The sequence below is a fragment of the Pseudoalteromonas arctica genome (assembly GCF_012927645.1).
Classification (GTDB): domain Bacteria; phylum Pseudomonadota; class Gammaproteobacteria; order Enterobacterales; family Alteromonadaceae; genus Pseudoalteromonas; species Pseudoalteromonas arctica_A.
The window spans coordinates 1-16724 of the sequence record NZ_JABBMT010000038.1; the positions used below are offsets into that span (position 1 = coordinate 1).

22 protein-coding genes are annotated in these 16724 nt (G+C 40.0%); 17 read left to right on the top strand and 5 right to left on the bottom strand.

Annotation, left to right across the window (positions count from 1 at the left end; all coding sequences use genetic code 11):
* Positions 1 to 120: 120 nt before the first annotated feature.
* From tnpA to HHO47_RS16660, 3 genes are all read right to left on the bottom strand, one after another.
* A complete protein-coding gene (gene tnpA, locus HHO47_RS16650) occupies positions 121 to 270 on the bottom strand; it encodes an IS66 family insertion sequence element accessory protein TnpA (protein WP_248291031.1) in 150 nt (49 codons plus the stop codon).
* A 289-nt stretch (positions 271 to 559) separates the two neighbouring features.
* Positions 560 to 1621, bottom strand: coding sequence for a DNA (cytosine-5-)-methyltransferase (gene dcm, locus HHO47_RS16655; RefSeq protein WP_169021313.1), 1062 nt, complete (start codon positions 1619 to 1621; stop codon positions 560 to 562).
* A complete protein-coding gene (locus tag HHO47_RS16660; protein ID WP_169021314.1) occupies positions 1618 to 2751 on the bottom strand; it encodes a hypothetical protein in 1134 nt (377 codons plus the stop codon). The genes dcm and HHO47_RS16660 overlap by 4 nt, the downstream gene beginning before the upstream one ends.
* A 243-nt stretch (positions 2752 to 2994) precedes the next feature.
* Between HHO47_RS16660 and upp the strand changes: the two genes are divergently transcribed.
* From upp to HHO47_RS16675, 3 genes are all read left to right on the top strand, one after another.
* Complete coding sequence (gene upp / locus HHO47_RS16665; protein ID WP_169021315.1) at positions 2995 to 3624, top strand: uracil phosphoribosyltransferase; 630 nt, start codon at positions 2995 to 2997, stop codon at positions 3622 to 3624.
* Between the two features lie 2 nt (positions 3625 to 3626).
* The gene (locus HHO47_RS16670; protein ID WP_169021316.1) at positions 3627 to 4859 is read left to right on the top strand and encodes a solute carrier family 23 protein; all 1233 of its coding nucleotides are present in this window, start codon (positions 3627 to 3629) and stop codon (positions 4857 to 4859) included.
* Positions 4860 to 5147: 288 nt separating this feature from the next.
* Positions 5148 to 5537, top strand: coding sequence for a cytochrome b562 (locus HHO47_RS16675; protein ID WP_169021317.1), 390 nt, complete (start codon positions 5148 to 5150; stop codon positions 5535 to 5537).
* A gap of 72 nt (positions 5538 to 5609) precedes the next feature.
* Here the strand turns inward: HHO47_RS16675 and ykgO are convergent, their stop codons facing one another.
* Positions 5610 to 5753, bottom strand: coding sequence for a type B 50S ribosomal protein L36 (ykgO, locus tag HHO47_RS16680; RefSeq protein WP_149980141.1), 144 nt, complete (start codon positions 5751 to 5753; stop codon positions 5610 to 5612).
* A 161-nt stretch (positions 5754 to 5914) separates the two neighbouring features.
* On the opposite strand from ykgO, the gene HHO47_RS16685 reads away from it, so the two are divergent.
* A complete protein-coding gene (locus HHO47_RS16685; protein ID WP_169021318.1) occupies positions 5915 to 6202 on the top strand; it encodes a hypothetical protein in 288 nt (95 codons plus the stop codon).
* A gap of 186 nt (positions 6203 to 6388) precedes the next feature.
* Here the strand turns inward: HHO47_RS16685 and HHO47_RS16690 are convergent, their stop codons facing one another.
* The gene (locus HHO47_RS16690; RefSeq protein ID WP_169021319.1) at positions 6389 to 7042 is read right to left on the bottom strand and encodes a DUF6058 family natural product biosynthesis protein; all 654 of its coding nucleotides are present in this window, start codon (positions 7040 to 7042) and stop codon (positions 6389 to 6391) included.
* A gap of 170 nt (positions 7043 to 7212) precedes the next feature.
* Here HHO47_RS16690 and dapA point away from each other — a divergent pair, with 170 nt between their 5' ends.
* The 13 genes from dapA to HHO47_RS16755 all read left to right on the top strand — a co-directional run bounded on the left by dapA (position 7213) and on the right by HHO47_RS16755 (position 16724).
* The gene (dapA, locus tag HHO47_RS16695) at positions 7213 to 8127 is read left to right on the top strand and encodes a 4-hydroxy-tetrahydrodipicolinate synthase (RefSeq protein ID WP_169021320.1); all 915 of its coding nucleotides are present in this window, start codon (positions 7213 to 7215) and stop codon (positions 8125 to 8127) included.
* Positions 8128 to 8234: 107 nt separating this feature from the next.
* The gene (locus HHO47_RS16700; RefSeq protein WP_169021321.1) at positions 8235 to 8942 is read left to right on the top strand and encodes a beta-ketoacyl synthase chain length factor; all 708 of its coding nucleotides are present in this window, start codon (positions 8235 to 8237) and stop codon (positions 8940 to 8942) included.
* Entirely contained in the window at positions 8932 to 9732 is an 801-nt protein-coding gene (locus tag HHO47_RS16705; RefSeq protein WP_169021322.1) for a lysophospholipid acyltransferase family protein, read from the top strand. Before HHO47_RS16700 ends, HHO47_RS16705 begins: the two co-directional genes overlap by 11 nt.
* The gene (locus HHO47_RS16710) at positions 9713 to 9970 is read left to right on the top strand and encodes a phosphopantetheine-binding protein (protein ID WP_169021323.1); all 258 of its coding nucleotides are present in this window, start codon (positions 9713 to 9715) and stop codon (positions 9968 to 9970) included. The genes HHO47_RS16705 and HHO47_RS16710 overlap by 20 nt, the downstream gene beginning before the upstream one ends.
* A gap of 26 nt (positions 9971 to 9996) precedes the next feature.
* A complete protein-coding gene (locus HHO47_RS16715) occupies positions 9997 to 10242 on the top strand; it encodes an acyl carrier protein (protein ID WP_064665047.1) in 246 nt (81 codons plus the stop codon).
* A gap of 10 nt (positions 10243 to 10252) precedes the next feature.
* Positions 10253 to 10816 carry a hypothetical protein gene (locus HHO47_RS16720; RefSeq protein WP_169021324.1) on the top strand — a complete coding sequence of 188 codons (564 nt, stop codon included), beginning with the start codon at positions 10253 to 10255 and terminating at the stop codon, positions 10814 to 10816.
* Complete coding sequence (locus HHO47_RS16725) at positions 10806 to 12164, top strand: AMP-binding protein (RefSeq protein ID WP_169021325.1); 1359 nt, start codon at positions 10806 to 10808, stop codon at positions 12162 to 12164. The genes HHO47_RS16720 and HHO47_RS16725 overlap by 11 nt, the downstream gene beginning before the upstream one ends.
* Positions 12148 to 12510 carry a thioester dehydrase gene (locus tag HHO47_RS16730; RefSeq protein WP_169021326.1) on the top strand — a complete coding sequence of 121 codons (363 nt, stop codon included), beginning with the start codon at positions 12148 to 12150 and terminating at the stop codon, positions 12508 to 12510. The genes HHO47_RS16725 and HHO47_RS16730 overlap by 17 nt, the downstream gene beginning before the upstream one ends.
* Positions 12507 to 13244 (top strand): glycosyltransferase family 2 protein, encoded by a 738-nt coding sequence (locus HHO47_RS16735; RefSeq protein ID WP_169021327.1) that lies wholly within the window; start codon positions 12507 to 12509, stop codon positions 13242 to 13244. The genes HHO47_RS16730 and HHO47_RS16735 overlap by 4 nt, the downstream gene beginning before the upstream one ends.
* Positions 13244 to 14212 (top strand): acyltransferase, encoded by a 969-nt coding sequence (locus HHO47_RS16740; RefSeq protein ID WP_169021328.1) that lies wholly within the window; start codon positions 13244 to 13246, stop codon positions 14210 to 14212. Before HHO47_RS16735 ends, HHO47_RS16740 begins: the two co-directional genes overlap by 1 nt.
* Position 14213: 1 nt before the next feature.
* Entirely contained in the window at positions 14214 to 15758 is a 1545-nt protein-coding gene (locus HHO47_RS16745; RefSeq protein ID WP_169021329.1) for an aromatic amino acid lyase, read from the top strand.
* Positions 15751 to 16176 carry an acyl-CoA thioesterase gene (locus HHO47_RS16750; protein ID WP_169021330.1) on the top strand — a complete coding sequence of 142 codons (426 nt, stop codon included), beginning with the start codon at positions 15751 to 15753 and terminating at the stop codon, positions 16174 to 16176. Before HHO47_RS16745 ends, HHO47_RS16750 begins: the two co-directional genes overlap by 8 nt.
* A complete protein-coding gene (locus tag HHO47_RS16755) occupies positions 16176 to 16724 on the top strand; it encodes a LolA family protein (protein ID WP_169021331.1) in 549 nt (182 codons plus the stop codon). Before HHO47_RS16750 ends, HHO47_RS16755 begins: the two co-directional genes overlap by 1 nt.

The window sequence follows — 16724 nt, forward strand, 5'->3', positions numbered from 1 at the left end:
TGGCACAACAGCAAGCAAACAGGTGTTGTTGGTTGGGAAGCTTTATGGAAAGGTTGGTTTTCACTGAGCCAACTGCTAGAAGGCGCTCGATTCATGCAAGCGCAACAACAGGAGATGTGATCAAGAGGAGGCATTAAGCTTACTTCGTGCCGCATAAAAGCTTGTTTTAGATAAGGCATGTTGCTGGCAAAACTCAGTAATAGTTAAATCGCTGGCTTGTTGTTCTTCGATAATACTGCGCCATTGTTCAAGGCTACGCATTTTTCTCATGGCTATCCCCTCATTGAAATTCGGAAATAGCTTAATCATTTTGACGAGTTACTGGCAGGTGCATTTTGCTAGACGCTTACGGTTTAGCAGCGAACATCAATTTTCAAAAAGTATTAAAAGATTAGTTTCTGCTGAATGTGTTGTCAAAAATGACAATGATTTTTATTTGGTTGGTCAAGTGCTATTTTATAAGAGTCAAACACTGTCCAATAACAGTGTTTTTACTTTTTACTCACCTGTAATAAAGTAAATATATAAGTTCACTTACTTTGATTAATGGATTTTTTCTCTATCTTAAAGATGCTTTAGGAAGTTTCATTATTTCTTCTCCTGCACCTTTATATAATGGTAAATCCAATAAATTTTCTGTCGCACAATGTGTAGGCTGTGGGTATTGAAAGTAGTGTAAATTCTTAGCGGCAACAAAAAATAATCTTCGTCTTTTTTGAGGCACACCATAATCCGCAGCCATCAACTCTCTATGCGTAACCTCATAACCTATATCTTCAAAAGACTTATATATTTCTTCGATCATATTTGCGCTTTTAACTTGAGCCAAGCCATAAACGTTCTCCATTACAACAATTTCAGGTTTTAGACTATCAACTTGCTTAATATAATCACGATAGAGTATACCTAGAGGATCATTCGTAGCTTTTTGTTTTCCAGCAACACTAAATGGTTGACAAGGTGGTCCTCCGATAATTATATCTGGTGTGCATCCCATTACCTCCTTAACTATCTTAGGTTCTAATTTTGTAATATCTTCCCGATAAAAGTTCCACTCTGGTCTATTATGTTTAACGGTTGATTCAGCCCATTTTTCAATGTCTGTAGAAAAGCAAGTTTCAAACTTAACCAAGGCATCAGAAGCAAGCTCAAAACCCAAATCTAATCCTCCAGCCCCAGTAAAATAGGATGCAATTTTTAAGGTTCCGCTCCGATTCAGTCGCTCAAAATATTTTGCCACTTCTTTCGCTAATTCTTTCGCTAGACCAACAGGTACTGCATTGCCTATTTGTTTCTGAACTTGCCCTAAAGTACCCTTAAACTCATAATCAAGAGGAAAGTCTTGAAGAACAGCTGCCTCTCTAGGAGTTATATATCTATCTTCAACTGGATGAACAAATTTATTGAAAATGTAAGCAGTAACGGTTAGAGAGGGTTTATCTTTCTCTAACCTCAATAACCTCATATTTGGTCCACCAGTTTTCTTTTCTCCTTTGCGAATAAAGCTTTCATGTTGTAACCATTCTGGTAAGTCTCCCATTTTCCCACCAGGAGGTAAGTGCTGCATTCTCTCAAGAACAATCCCCTTATACTCTCTGGTTTCGTGATTAGGTAATGTCATAAAATCGTATTTCTCAAAACTGGTTGCTCAAGGGTAATAATAAAGTCGAATACTCTGCGTAAGTCTTTCTCAATAATTGCATTATAGCCATTGAGTTCCACGAGATCTTCGCCAAGTCCCCATAGCATATTTATAAATGGTGATACATAGTCATCTCCATGCCTATAGGCTGGAAGGTTAGAAACTATTGCTGTCTTTATATCAGGACTATTTTTTATGCTCGTTCCGATTTTTATAGACTGATATATTCCTTTTTTAATGTCGTCTGTTCTATCCAATCCAGCACTTGTTTTACTATCACTTATTGACTCTTTTCGGGGCCAACCATCTCTATCCTTTGCAATCTTTGGTGGTGAGCCACACGCATTAGCTAGATAATACATTTTATTGGTTCTATCTTTTATAGTGTAAGCAGTCCTTGCAGCAGTCCACTCTTGAACGCACTCTTTTATAAAGTGTTCATTATTTTCTTGTGTCAAAAAATCTACTATTGGTTTAAAAGGCCAAAGTGGACTCCCCACTTTACCAAGATTGATAACTCCAACATTGTGGAAATACATTCCAGAATCACACTCCCTTAACTGAGAATTGGTAATCACTAACTTTTCGTGCTCACCTTGAAGACAAGAATTTGGAGCACTAAACAAAAATGGATAAGTTAACAAAGGCGCTGATTTTACTTCAGCAAGAATTGCAGTGCCATCTTGATGATATAGAACAGCATCAGCAGCCTCGGTTCCACCAACAGCAATCACATCATTTAGTTGGGTTGATAACTTTTCGATGAACCTAAGAATAACTTCACTGCTTAGTTTCCCCAAAGCCCCCGATTGTGGCTTGACCGCTTTTTGGTATGACCAAACACCTTTTGACGTATAGCAAGGAGAACATAGATTGATAAAACCAAGGTGAGAATTAAAGCGACTAGGCGTATTTTCACACCCTTCGATTGATTTTTCTATGCCTGATGTTGCGTCAATGTAAGCAGCGGACATTACTACATCAAAACAAAAAGCCTTTACACTTGGCTCTTTGTCTTGCAACCAATTGAGTAGCCTATCAATTTCATTTCGCCAAGGATACTCAACCAAAGGAGACCGACCTGTAATACTTGCTAAATCAAATTCCATCAACACTATCACCAACAATTTAAAAGAGTCATTATACACTTATTAAATTCAAATTTATTCCTGTTAAATCTTTCATTGTATAGTAATTGCGTTGGAGAATGACAATTATCTGACTAAATGAGATGAAGCACTGTATTAGGAACGTGAAATGATTTTTTTATTGCACTGATCATGCTTTTTTAAAGTCTGATGGAATTTTTTAAGCTAAAATAAGCGCAATTTATTTTTCTTTTAGGCGCTATTATGACTATTCATATAATTAACCACCCACTTGTCCAACATAAACTTGGCCTGATGCGAGAATATGGCATTAGTACTAAGAGTTTCCGTGAGCTTTCGTCTGAAGTGGGTACATTACTAACCTATGAAGCGACTAAAAATTTGCCTCTTGAAAAAGTAACAATCACTAGTTGGGATGGTGATCAGTTAGATGTTGAGCACATCAAAGGTAAAAAAATTACGGTTGTGCCAATTTTACGTGCTGGCCTTGGCATGATGGATGGTGTTATGCAGTTACTGCCTGCTGCAAAAGTCAGTGTTGTGGGCCTGCAACGTAATGAAGAAACACTAGAACCAATTCCTTACTTTGAAAAGTTAGTTGGTAAAATAGATGAGCGCTTGAGCCTCGTTATTGATCCAATGCTCGCAACTGGTGGCTCGATGATCGCGACTATCGATATGCTTAAAAAAGCCGGTTGTAAAGAAATTAAGGTAATTGTATTGGTTGCCGCACCTGAAGGGGTTGAAAAAACCCTTGCAGCTCATCCTGATGTAGAGATTTTTACCGCATCATTAGACAGTCACTTAAATAAGAAAGGCTATATAATTCCTGGTCTTGGTGATGCTGGCGATAAAATTTTTGGTACTGTCTAACAGTGGATAACTCTACCTTTTCAATCAAAACAATTTTAACTGGGGCGCAAATGTTATTTGTCGCCTTTGGTGCCTTAGTATTAGTTCCTTTATTAACTGGACTTGATCCGAATGTAGCACTTTTTACGGCCGGTATTGGTACTTTACTGTTTCATTTGGTAACTAAAGGTCAGGTGCCGATATTTTTAGCTTCATCATTTGCGTTTATTGCCCCTATTATTGCCTGCGTACAATTGTGGGGTGTGCCTGCCACAATGGGGGGCTTAATGGCCGCTGGCGGGGCTTATATGTTGTTAAGTGTATTAGTGAAACTAAAAGGTGTGGCTACCCTGCATAAAATATTACCACCAGTTGTGGTCGGTCCGGTGATCATGGTAATTGGTTTAGCATTGGCACCTGTTGCAGTTAATATGGCAATGGGTAAAAGCGGCGATGGTTCAATTCAGTTGATTGCGTATCAACACGCTATTTGGGTGGCAGCATTTTCGTTGTTAGTGACGCTAATTTTCGCGGTATGGGGCAAAGGTGTATTTAAGCTGATCCCTATCTTAGCTGGGGTCATTGCAGGTTACAGTTTATCGCTGTATTTAGGGATCGTGCAATTTGATGCTGTCACTAATGCGCAGTGGTTTGCAATGCCAGTTTTTACTTGGCCGGAGTTTAAATGGCAAGCTGTGTTATTTATGGTGCCAGTGGCAATAGCCCCCGCGATTGAACATATTGGCGATATGATGGCTATTAGCCAAGTAACCAATAAAGATTATTTGAAAAAGCCGGGCTTACATCGCACCTTGTTTGGTGATGGATTAGCTACTACTGCAGCGTCTATATTCGGCGGGCCACCTAATACCACCTATTCAGAGGTCACCGGCGCAGTAATGCTTACGCGTAACTTTAATCCTAAAGTGATGATGTGGACGGCTATTATCGCCATTATTTTAGCGTTCGTGGCTAAAATGGGCGCTGGTTTGCAAACCATACCAGTACCTGTGATGGGTGGGATCATGATTTTGCTATTTGGCTCCATTGCTGTGGTGGGTTTAAATTCGTTAGTGAAAAGTGCAGAAGACTTAACGGCTCCACGTAACCTCAGTATTGTGGCACTCATTTTAGTGTGTGGCATTGGTGGTATGCATATCGGTGGCAACGAATTTAGCTTACAAGGCGTGAGCCTATGCGCTATTTTAGGCATCGTGCTTAATTTAGTATTACCAAAGGTTGATAAAGCAACGTAATAATTTGCACCAAAATAGCGCATATCATATGCGCTATTTTTTAACTAACTAAAAAATATGAAGTTATAAAACTGGTCTAGTAACTGCATTTACCTCATTAACAGTGTCGCCCCTGAACAGGAGTCAATATTGTGGATATCCCCCCATTTTGAGCAAAATCAATATCAGCTAAATCAACTTCATTAATGTGCTTTATAAATGGTACAGTTTCAGTCGTAAGGTTATATTCATTGTTGCTGCGGTGTATAATGATTATTCACCTTTTGAGCTGTAACTGTTAGGATTATTATGAAAGTATTTTTGTGCCTTGTGGCACTGTTGTGTGCCCCGAGTATATTTGCTAGCGACGATTTTGACCTTGAAGCTCATATGAAAAATATGGGGCTTGCCTATAAACACACTGTTGAAGCAACACAACTGCCTGAATTTAATACTGCGATCGATGAGTTTATTACATTGCTTAAACGTAGCAAATCCGCGACTTTTCACAAAGAAGCAGAGCAGTCACTGCAAGGTTTAGATAAAGTGATCATAAAAGCTGAACTTGCAAAAAGATTAGCAAATGAACAAGGACTTGATGCAGCTAAAGAGCCATTAAAAGCCATTGATGGGCTTCGTAAGCAATATCACAAACTGCATGAGCCACCAGGGTTTTGGGAGTTGTTGTTCGGTAAGTAATGTTAGATTGTATTTAAGTTTAGCCTTAAAGACTGTACGCCTATATCAAGGCGTACAGTCTATGATAGTTGTTTATTTTCTTCCTTTCTTTTTCATACCTTGCACTGCTTTAAAGCGTGGATTGTCTTTACAGATCACAAAAACGCGTCCTTTGCGTTTGACAATTTGACATCCTGGGCGGTTTTTAGCACTTTTCAATGAACTCAAGACTTTCATGATTATTTGCAAATACTATTTTTGAGTTGTTGGTAAAGCCGCCTGCTTGGTGGTTATTCGCACAAATAAGTTAAAAAAACAGCAGTTGATTTAAAAAAACTAGCTATTGGGAATTAGCCTGTTATAAATAATAAGTAATCAAGAATAGGAGTCAGATTATTATGAGTGGATCAGCCCAGCATCAGCATAGCAGTGAACAAAGTCAGGAAATAGATCAGGGCGTCATGGAGACATTACGTAGTCGTGATCATAGTGTCCTAGCACAACAAATTGATCCATTAAGCTGCACCCATAATGACATTGTTGAGTTGCTTGCACAGTATTTGGCATTAAGTGAGCAAGAGGATGATGAAATTTTTGATGCGTGGTTTGATGAACTTAATCAAGCGCAGCATACTGTATTAAAAGTGTTTGAAGTGTATCGCGGGCAGTTTGAGCATCAAGAGTAAGAAATCACCTACATCTGTAGGTGGTTATCATCATTTAGGCTTTGCCTGAAAAATACTCAGATTAATTTCTTCCTTGATTTTTTGACAGCTTGATTAGGGGGGTGCATGAAAGGGGCTTAAAACCGACTAATAGTAGGTTTGCTTATGACGGTTAATGCTTGCCCCTATAACCTGAACCTTTTTTTTTCACTTAACCGACAAATCATATTTAAGCACCAGTGCATCAATATAACGGGCACGAAGGGTATGTTGTTTTTCGTGTTCGGCACCATGGCTAAGCGCTCGATTTAATAGCTTTAAAGCAGGGTGTAATTTGCTACGCTCAGTGTGTGTTAGGTTGGTCTTGGTACGTAATTCGGTTATATCATCTACAACCAAGCGACCAATATCAACGGCGGCGATTTCTTCAATTAAGCCATTTTGAGTGAGCACACCGTATTTACTACATAAAAATTGTTGCCATACTTGTTGTAGATGTTCTTCTAATTCACAACCAAATAGCTCTTCGTTAAATTCAAATCCTTGTTGAGCTAACTTCGTTAAACTTGCACTGTATTGCTGTGCAAAGTAGTTGAAGGCTTGACTGGATGAATCAATTTTTTGCTTTGCTAAGCCTTGTCCCCAGTTAACGCATCCTCTTGGATAGAAGTCGTCGTATTCTTCGCATTCATATAAACCAGAGTAAGAGCTACAACTAAGCTGATTTTTAATGCAGTAACTGGGCTTTGGAAACAACCCATTTTGTTGCCAAATTGCAAGAGTATCTTCATCGATTGCTAAGGCATGGCAAAGCTCTTCGCTGTGATAAAAATGGGTTGCTAAAAATCGTGATAAACGCATAAAAGTGCACTCAAGGTAAGAAAATAAATATACTGTTTATTTATACAGTTATTTATTTTGGACTAAGCACCTCAACAACACAAGTAATTTAATTAATTAGTTATGCAACACTCGGAAAATGCCTGCTTTTATGTTACAACTACGGCAAGTTTTTTTAAGATTAATTTTTTATGCGCACCCTAGAACAAATTAAACAAGCAAGCCTCATCACAGCAATTAAAACGCCTTATTTAGCCAGTGGTGAAATTGACTTAGCCACCTATGATTATTTAGTTGAACAGCAAATCGCCGCCGGTGTTGATGGTATTGTGGTTGGTGGAACCACAGGTGAAGGCCAGTTAATGAACTGGGAAGAGCATTTAATGCTGATTGCGCACAGCGTTAATAAGTATGCAGATAAGTTGGTGATTGTTGGTAACACTGGTAGTAACAATACCCGCGAAGCCGTTAAAGCGACTGAGTATGGCTTTGCCAGCGGTATGGACGCAGCACTGCAAATTAACCCATATTATGGTCGTACGTCGATTGCCGGTGTTAAAGAGCACTTTAAGCGTGTGTTAGCAATTGGTCCTGCCTTTATTTACAACGTAGCAGGGCGCACAGGTCAAGATTTAACCCCTGATATTATTGAACCGCTAGCACAACACGAAAATTTTATTGGTGTTAAAGAGTGCGGTGGTAATGAGCGCATTAATCACTATGAGCAACAAGGGATTGCGTGTTGGTCTGGTAATGATGACGAAGCACACGATGCTCGCCACACGTATAAAGCACATGGTGTGATCTCGGTTACGTCTAATTTAATTCCCGGTTTGTATCGTCAATTAATGGACAGCAAAAGCGATGCGCTGAACGCGTCATTACAACCTTTGATCAGTTGGTTGTTCTGTGAGCCAAATCCAATTGCAATTAATACCGCCTTGATGATGACAGGGGCGGTTAAACCAGTATTTAGACTGCCGTATGTGCCGTTGAGTGCGCAGCAACAGGCGCAGGGTGTCACCTTGATCAATGAACGTGAAGAGCATGATATTATTGGTCAACATGCCACTGAGCTTGTCGAGCAAGAAGTGATTCTACTCTAAATATGAACAGGTGCTTAATTTATCTACGGTTAAGCACCAAAATTTTGCATTTTGTAGAGTAATAGGTAAAATAGCTCGCCTTTTAGAGTAATAAGACCATTTAGCCTGTGGAATTTGTTGTTGATAATTTTAGTGTATGGATTGCGCCTGAGCAGCAAATTAGTGGACTTGAATCTCTTCCTTACCAAGATTTAGATTTAAGTTGGGTTGCACCGATGCAGCGCAGACGTTTAAGCCCATTTATGAAAATGGCTTTACACTGTATGCGCAAGGTTGTAGGTGAGCAGCCGCTTGCAATTAACTTTTCATCTCGTCATGGTGACCTTCCAAAAACGGCAGGCTTGCTTGATGCTATCTGTATCCAAGATACTTTGTCACCCACAGCGTTTGGTTTGAGTGTACATAACGCGGCAGTGGGCATTTTTTCTATTCTTAATAACAATACAGCGCCTATGAATGCGATCGCCTGTGGTAATGACAGTATCATTAGCGCATTGATTGATAGTTACGCGCGTCTACATACCAAGCAATGTGATCAGCTCATGCTCTGCCATGTAGATAGCGCATTACCAGTAGAGTATCAGTGTTTTGCAGATGAGCTACAGGTTGACCATAGTCTTGCATTATCCTTGAGGTTAGCAAAATCTGGCGAGGGCTATTTTTCGCTTCAGCCAATTAATTTTGAACCGACAACAGAGCCAAGCGAATTGTTGCCTATCAGTATTCAATTCGCGATAGCGTTATGCAATAAAGCCCCAAAAACGACCTTATTTAATAATCAACGTGCATGGATGCTAACGTTTCATGCTGGCTAATTGTGTTGGAAAAATAAATTATATTTGGCGGATTTTTGCCACTGGATTGTGCTTTAGTATATTTGGTTTTGGCGGCGTGGTGTTAACACTGCTGGTTTTACCCATGCAAAGACTCTTTGAGTCATCTGTAGAAAAACGAAAATACCAAGCAAGATTAACGGTACACTATTGTTTTAAAGCGTTTGTCTCTATAATGCACACCCTTGGGGTGATCCATTTTAGTGTTGCAGATAAAGCGCGCTTTGCCAATTTAAAAGGCCAGCTGGTGTTAGCAAATCATCCCTCTTTGATTGATGTGGTTGTGTTAATTTCAGTAATTAAAGATGCAGATTGTGTGGTTAAAGCCCATTTATTTAAAAACCTATTTATGCGTGGCGTAATAAAAAGTACCGGTTACATTAGTAATCAAGATCCGCAAGAGTTATTAGTTGAGTGCCAAGCATCGTTAGCTGCAGGTAACAATTTAATTATCTTTCCAGAAGGAACACGTACACAACCAAATAGCGGGCTAAAATTTAAGCGCGGTGCGGCAAATATTGTACTCAGGTGCGAAGCATCAATGTGTTGTGTACTGATAACAATGCGGCCAAGTACCCTTACTAAAGGCACGCCGTGGTATAAAGTGGCCACTACCCAGGCTCATTTTATGATGAAATTTACATCAGTTGAATTTAAAAATAATAATGATTTAAATGACGAACCACCGTCAATGCAAGCACGGTATTTGACTCGTCAACTACAAGACTATTTCTCAGAGGAACTAACACGTTATGAGCGAATTAAAAAATAAAATAAAGTTATTAATTATTAACAGCTTAGATTTAGAAGATATGACAATTGCAGACATCGAAGATGATCAACCCTTGTTTATTGATGGCTTAGGTTTAGACAGCATCGATGCTCTTGAATTGGGGCTGGCAATAAAAAAAGAATTTAACGTCAAAATTGATGCTAACTCAGAACAAACAAAAGCTCACTTTGCATCTGTCGATGCGTTGGCTGAGTTTATTGAAAGTAATAGATCTTAATACGCACTATAGAAGCAGGAATAAGTATGAAAACGGCAGCAGATATTTACGATGTGTTACATAATATATTAGTTGAGGAATTTGAGATTGATGCTGATGATATCAACCTTGATGCGCATCTTTATCAAGACTTAGATTTAGATAGCATAGATGCCGTGGATCTAGTGGTAAAATTACGTGAAATCACTGGCAAAAAAATTGATCCTGACGCGTTCAAGCAAGTTAGAACTGTGCGAGATGTTGTTGCTGAAGTTGAAAAATTAGTTATTTAGGCGTTTTAATATGCTAAAGGCAATAAGTATTACACTGGCGCTAGTCTGTTTAACCTTATACCCATTCATAGTGTATTTTGGTTTGCAATATACGTCTGTGAAGTATGTCAGTATACTATTGATTACTTTAGTTATTGTTCGTTTGTTAGTCAGCCGTCAATTGCTAAAACGTATGCCGTGGCTAATACCAGCAAGTGTGTTAGCAGTGATAGCATTGACTATCTCAACATGGCAAAGCACCGAGATTGGCCTGCGGCTGTATCCAGTTATTATAAACACGGTTATGGCCATTACGTTTGCTTTTTCACTGCGTTTTGGCCCTAGCGTGATTGAAAGTTTTGCGCGTATTGGTGAGCCAGAGTTAGATAGTAAAGGCGTTTGGTATACGCGGCAAGTGACTAAAGTGTGGTGTGGGTTTTTTATTGCTAATGCCAGTGTAGCGCTATACACAAGCTTATACACATCGTTATCGGTATGGACGCTGTATAATGGTTTGATAGCGTATATTCTAATTGGGTTTATTATGGCAATCGAGTGGTTAGTTAGACAAAAGGTAAGAAACAATGCCCGTTAGGCCGATACAATTTGATGACAAGGCAGCATTTTTTGTTGATCAGCAGTTGATCACGCAAAGCGAGTTTGTCGCTGATGTTAAGTATTTTCAAAGTAAATTACAGCAGTTAAAGCCAGCCAGTCAGGTGGTGCTGTTTCATCCTGACACGTATCAGTTTGCAGTGCGTTTATTTGCACTGGCAACCCGCGGTCATACCGTTATTTTACCACCTAATGGTCAACCAGAAACCTTGCAGATTTTTTTACAACAAAGTGCTATTTTTTGTGGCGATGATAGCCATTTAGTATTTACTGATGGGCTGTTGAATATTGAGACGCAGCCACAAGTAGTAAATCCATCGGCTACTGCACTGACATGGCCTAGTGAGGCGATGGTGGTGTTTTATACCTCGGGCTCGTCCGGTCAATCAAAACCGATTGTCAAATCATGGCATGTGCTTAATCGCGAGTTGATGGTATTGAGTTCAAGTTTTGAGTTATTAGGTCGGCTTACTTTTATCTCCACTGTATCGCATCAGCATATTTATGGTTTACTGTTTCGTTTGTTATGGCCTTTAGCAAATGGCCACATAATTGATAGCACACAGCTGCAATACCCAGAGCATATAGCGCAAAAGCTGCAATCGTGTCCGCAAGCTGTTTTAGTATCTAGCCCCGCGCAATTAGCTAGGTTATGTATTGATAACGTTTTAGTTACGCAAAAGGCTTCGCTGCAATGGCTATTTTCATCGGGTGGGCCGCTAAATAATCAGCATGCACAAACACTTTATCAGCAGCTTCAACGACCTATTACCCAAGTGTATGGCAGCACTGAAACCGGTGGTATTGCTTATCGTCAAGTACTTGATGCGTCAATCAATACGCCATGGCAGCCATTTTCGGGTAATCAATTATCACTGAATGAGCATGATAGATTGTTGTTAAACTCGTATATTTTACAGCAAAAGAATGTGCTGTTAGATGACACTGCAAAGCTGCTTAGCAATGGTCAGTTTCACTTATTAGGGCGTTTAGACCGCACCATAAAAATTGAAGAAAAGCGGCTAAACCTTGATGAATTAGAAGCGCAATTAATTAAGCATGAATGGGTGCAAGAAGCTAAATTACTGGTTGTGCCAGCTAAACGTGTGCAAATTGGTGCGCTAGTTGTACTTAGTGCGGCAGGTCAGCAGCATTTAGATTCACAGGGTAAATTGGCAACAAATCGGCTGTTGGTTAATTTTTTATCGAATCGATTTGAGCGTGTCTGTTTACCTAGAAAATGGCGATATATCCAAGCACTGCCTTATAATAGCCAAGCTAAGTTACATATAAAAACCATGGAGCAGTACTTTGCAAAGCCTGAATAACACCCAGCCAGATGTCACTGTGTTATCGCACTCAGAAGATAAAGTCAGTTTAGCGTTATACATTAGTGAAGATATTGATTATTTTCGTGGCCACTTTCCAGGTGCCCCTATTTTAGCCGGAGTAGTGCAGTTAGATTGGGCTGTAAAATTTGCGCAGCAGTATTTGACATTTCCAAGTACAGTACAAGATGTAGAAGTACTTAAATTTCAGGTTGTCACCACAGTGAATATGACCGTTAACCTTACACTTGAGCGCAATGAAAACGGTAAATGTATTTTCAGTTATCACTCTGATAAAGGGCAACATGCAAGTGGTAGGCTGGTTTTTGCATCGCAACTGTTATGAATCGCTACTGTATTGTTATACCTAATTATAATCATACTCATGCGATTGCAGGAGTATTGAGCGAACTTGGCGAATTATCATTACCTATTATTATGATCGATGATGGCAGTGATGAGGATGCTAAAAAGGTATTTACCAGCCTTGCACAAACTTATTCGTTTTTGACCTTACTTACCCACAGTGAAAACCAAGGTAAAGGGGGCGCGGTACAAACGGGTTTACGTTACGCATTTGCAAATGGCTATAGCCATGCAATACAGGTTGATGCCGATGGTCAGCATAGTTTACACGATATTAGTAAGTTGATTGCTGCCAGCGATAAAACACCAGAGAATGTCGTCAGTGGCTGCCCAATTTATGACAGTTCAGTGCCAAAACATCGTTATTTAAGCCGTTATATCACCCATTTTTGGGTCTGGGTTGAAACCCTGAGTTTTGACATTGTTGACTCTATGTGTGGTTTTAGGGTTTATCCACTGCAACAAACAGAGCAACTAATGAACAAACGTGCATTAGGCGCGCGGATGGATTTTGATATCGAAATTTTAGTGCGTTTATATTGGCAAGGTGCACGCGTTACATTTATCCCTACTCAAGTTATCTACCCTGAAGGTGGCGTGTCTCATTTTCGCGCATTGCACGATAATCTTGGCATTTCTTGGTTACACACTCGGTTATTTTTTGGCATGTTAGTGCGTATTCCTAAATTACTTTTGCGTAAGGTTGCGTTTTAATGACAGTAAAACATTGGTCAAAAATGCAAGAACGCGGTAATCAACTTGGCATGCAAATTTTGCTGTTGAGCTATCGATTACTTGGGCGCAAAGGTTTGTGGATAGTATTGTTTCCTGTTTTGCTGTATTTATTTCTGACTGGGAAAACCACACGCATAGCCTCACTGCAATTTTTAACACAAGTTAATCACTATAATGGCATTAACAAATACGCATCTTGGCGTGACAGTTTTCGCCACTTTCGGTCATTTGCCAATAGCGCATTTGATAAAATTGATGCATGGCTTGGTCGCATCAAACAATCCGATATTGTGTACACAAATGAAACTTTATATAAGCAATTAGATGAACAGTGCCAAGGCGCGGTGTTTATTGGCTCTCATCTTGGCAATCTTGAAGTGTGTCGTGCGCTGAGCCAACATCGCAGCACTAAACGTATTAATGTATTGGTATTTACTCACCATGCGGTTGAATTTAATAAAATTATTAAGCGTATCAATCCTGCCGTGAGCGTTAATTTAATCCAGGTTACTGATCTGGGCCCTGATATTGCAATCTTACTTAAAGAAAAAGTCGAGCAAGGTGAGATTGTGGTGATCGTGGGAGATAGAACCAGCAGTACCAGCGCTGGGCGCGTTATTGAATGTGACTTTTTAGGTAAACCAGCCCCTTTTTCGCAAGGGCCGTTTATTTTAGCCGCATTGCTTGATTGCCCGGTATTTTTTTTGTTTTGTTTAAAAGAGCGAAGCGCACAAAAAGGCTTGTTTTATCGAGTTGTATTTGAAAAATACGCAGACAATCTCGTTTTACCACGTAAAACACGGCAACATGCATTGCAATTAGTTATTTCGGATTATGCAGCACGTCTTACTTATTATACGGCTTTGTATCCATATCAATGGTTTAATTTTTATGATTTTTGGCAAAATGATCACACTGTGATCCGTGACCAAAAGAAGGGGAAGTAAGGTGTCGGATCTCGCTACTACAGTATTTGGAAATCAACGTTTAACAATTGAAGATATTGTGCATATTGCCTTAGAGCAAGGAGCTGTTGCGCTCTCTGGTGACGAACATTTAGCGCGTAAAATTAACAGCGCAGTGGCCTTTTTAGATCAATTATTAAAAGAAGACGGTGTGATCTATGGTGTAACGACCGGTTATGGTGATTCGGTTACAGTCAAAGTGCCATTGGCACTGGTTGATGAATTACCGCTGCATTTAACGCGATTCCACGGTTGTGGCTTAGGCGATGTATTTAATGTGGCGCAGGGGCGGGCAATTTTAGCAGCCCGTTTGGCGTCTTTATCGCAAGGGTATTCAGGCGTTAGTTGGGATATGCTAAACCTGCTCACAGCGTATTTAAATCATAATATTGTGCCAGTTATACCCCAAGAAGGCTCAGTGGGGGCCAGTGGTGATTTAACGCCATTGTCATACGTTGCAGGAGCAATGGTCGGTGAACGCGATGTATTTTATAAAGGCGAAATTCGCAACAGCTTAATTGTTATGCAAGAGCTGGGTTTAACACCGTTAACGCTTAGACCAAAAGAAGGCCTTGCTGTGATGAATGGCACGGCGGTGATGACAGCCCTTGCTTGTTTAGCGTATGACCGCAGTGCCTATTTAGCTAAATTAACCAGCCGTATCACTGCTTTGGCAAGTTTAGCCTTAAAAGGTAATAGTCATCACTTTGATGATATTTTATTTTCGGTTAAGCCACATCCAGGTCAGCAGCAAATAGCGAGTTGGATCCGTAGTGACTTAAATCATGTTGAGCATCCACGTAATGCAGATCGCCTGCAAGATCGTTACTCAGTTCGCTGCGCGCCTCATGTCATCGGTGTGGTGCAGGATAGCTTACCTTGGTTTAGGCAAATGATTGAGAATGAGCTTAATTCAGCCAATGATAACCCGATCATTGATGGCGAAGGCGAACATGTTCTACATGGTGGACATTTTTATGGTGGCCATATTGCCATGGTAATGGATAGCATGAAAACTGCCGTAGCAAATTTAGCCGATTTAGCCGATAGGCAAATTGCCTCATTAGTGGATACGCGTTACAACAATGGTCTGCCATCAAACTTATCTGCTAGCAGCAGTGAAAGACGTTATATCAATCATGGCTTTAAAGCGGTACAAATTGGCGCTAGTGCATACACCGCAGAAGCGCTTAAATTAACTATGCCGGCAAGTGTATTTTCACGCTCTACTGAATGCCATAATCAAGATAAAGTGAGTATGGGAACCATCGCAGCCCGCGATTGTTTACGTATTTTACAATTAACAGAGCAAGTGGTTGCCAGTACATTACTTGCGAGCGTGCAAGCACTGCGATTACGAATTGCTCAAAATGAACTTGATTTTGCAAGTTTAACAGCAGACATACAAGCAATGTATACCGATATTTGCGATTACTTTGAAGTGCTTGATGAAGATCGCCCATTAGAAGGTGTGCTAAGGTTTACAGTTGATGCAATTCAAAGAAAACGCTGGAGCTTATATGAATAGTAAAGGTGCGCTGCTTAGCACTCATGTTGAAATTGACATTCCTTTTCATGATTGTGATCCAATGAATGTAGTATGGCACGGAAACTATGCCCGCTATCTTGAAGTTGCACGTTGTGAGTTACTGCGTTTATTTGATTATGACTATATTCAGATGAAAGAGTCTGGCTATGCGTGGCCAATTGTTGATATGCGGATAAAATATATCGGCTCTGCGGTGTTCTCGCAAAAAATACGTGTAGATGCTTATTTAAAAGAATATGAAACACGGCTACGTATTGATTATGTGATCACCGATTGCCAAACGGCTCAAAAGCTTACTAAAGCAACCACTGTGCAGGTGGCCGTAGATGTGCAAACACATGAACTGCAATATGTATCTCCAGCAATTATAAGTGAAAAACTGCATAAGGTTATCTGATGATACGATTATTTATATTTTCTGTAGCGTGTTTATTAACAACGCTTGTTTATGCATCAGAGCCGTCGCTCCATAAAGCAGGGGAGTTTCGTCAAGAAAAATACTTTGCAGGCTTCGCAAAACCCTTTATTTCCAGTGGCGTATTTGTGCTTGAACCCAAACAACTAAAATGGCAAGTGACTAAACCAATAAACAATACCTTGTTGATTAAAAATGGCCAAGTGTATGTAGATGACTCTCAAGGCGATGCGGTGTTACAACCAGGAGCGGCCCCTTTTGTGAATTTACTACAGGCAATAATTACCCATGACTTAGGCGCTTTAGAGCAGCAATTTACGGTGTCTGATGACACACCAGCAGATTGTTCGTTGTTGCAGCCAAAAGATCAGCTATTGAGCCAGTTGTTCGTCAGTTTTCAGCTGTGTGCGGTGGATGGTAATGTACAACAGGTGCGTTTAAATGAACACAATGCCAACTACACGATTATACATTTTAAATATGCAGCGCCAGTGAATTATTCAACAACTGACGCTACGGAAATAAATTAA

Coding starts and splice junctions, on each gene's coding strand:
- HHO47_RS16715 (WP_064665047.1), top strand. CDS start 9,997: ATGAAAACGGCAGCAGATATTTACGATGTGTTACATAATATATTAGTT.
- HHO47_RS16725 (WP_169021325.1), top strand. CDS start 10,806: ATGCCCGTTAGGCCGATACAATTTGATGACAAGGCAGCATTTTTTGTT.
- HHO47_RS16740 (WP_169021328.1), top strand. CDS start 13,244: ATGACAGTAAAACATTGGTCAAAAATGCAAGAACGCGGTAATCAACTT.
- upp (WP_169021315.1), top strand. CDS start 2,995: ATGACTATTCATATAATTAACCACCCACTTGTCCAACATAAACTTGGC.
- HHO47_RS16690 (WP_169021319.1), bottom strand. CDS start 7,042: ATGCGTTTATCACGATTTTTAGCAACCCATTTTTATCACAGCGAAGAG.
- ykgO (WP_149980141.1), bottom strand. CDS start 5,753: ATGAAAGTCTTGAGTTCATTGAAAAGTGCTAAAAACCGCCCAGGATGT.
- HHO47_RS16735 (WP_169021327.1), top strand. CDS start 12,507: ATGAATCGCTACTGTATTGTTATACCTAATTATAATCATACTCATGCG.
- HHO47_RS16705 (WP_169021322.1), top strand. CDS start 8,932: ATGCTGGCTAATTGTGTTGGAAAAATAAATTATATTTGGCGGATTTTT.
- dapA (WP_169021320.1), top strand. CDS start 7,213: ATGCGCACCCTAGAACAAATTAAACAAGCAAGCCTCATCACAGCAATT.
- HHO47_RS16720 (WP_169021324.1), top strand. CDS start 10,253: ATGCTAAAGGCAATAAGTATTACACTGGCGCTAGTCTGTTTAACCTTA.
- dcm (WP_169021313.1), bottom strand. CDS start 1,621: ATGACATTACCTAATCACGAAACCAGAGAGTATAAGGGGATTGTTCTT.
- HHO47_RS16660 (WP_169021314.1), bottom strand. CDS start 2,751: ATGGAATTTGATTTAGCAAGTATTACAGGTCGGTCTCCTTTGGTTGAG.
- HHO47_RS16685 (WP_169021318.1), top strand. CDS start 5,915: ATGAGTGGATCAGCCCAGCATCAGCATAGCAGTGAACAAAGTCAGGAA.
- HHO47_RS16755 (WP_169021331.1), top strand. CDS start 16,176: ATGATACGATTATTTATATTTTCTGTAGCGTGTTTATTAACAACGCTT.
- HHO47_RS16750 (WP_169021330.1), top strand. CDS start 15,751: ATGAATAGTAAAGGTGCGCTGCTTAGCACTCATGTTGAAATTGACATT.
- HHO47_RS16710 (WP_169021323.1), top strand. CDS start 9,713: ATGAGCGAATTAAAAAATAAAATAAAGTTATTAATTATTAACAGCTTA.
- tnpA (WP_248291031.1), bottom strand. CDS start 270: ATGAGAAAAATGCGTAGCCTTGAACAATGGCGCAGTATTATCGAAGAA.
- HHO47_RS16675 (WP_169021317.1), top strand. CDS start 5,148: ATGAAAGTATTTTTGTGCCTTGTGGCACTGTTGTGTGCCCCGAGTATA.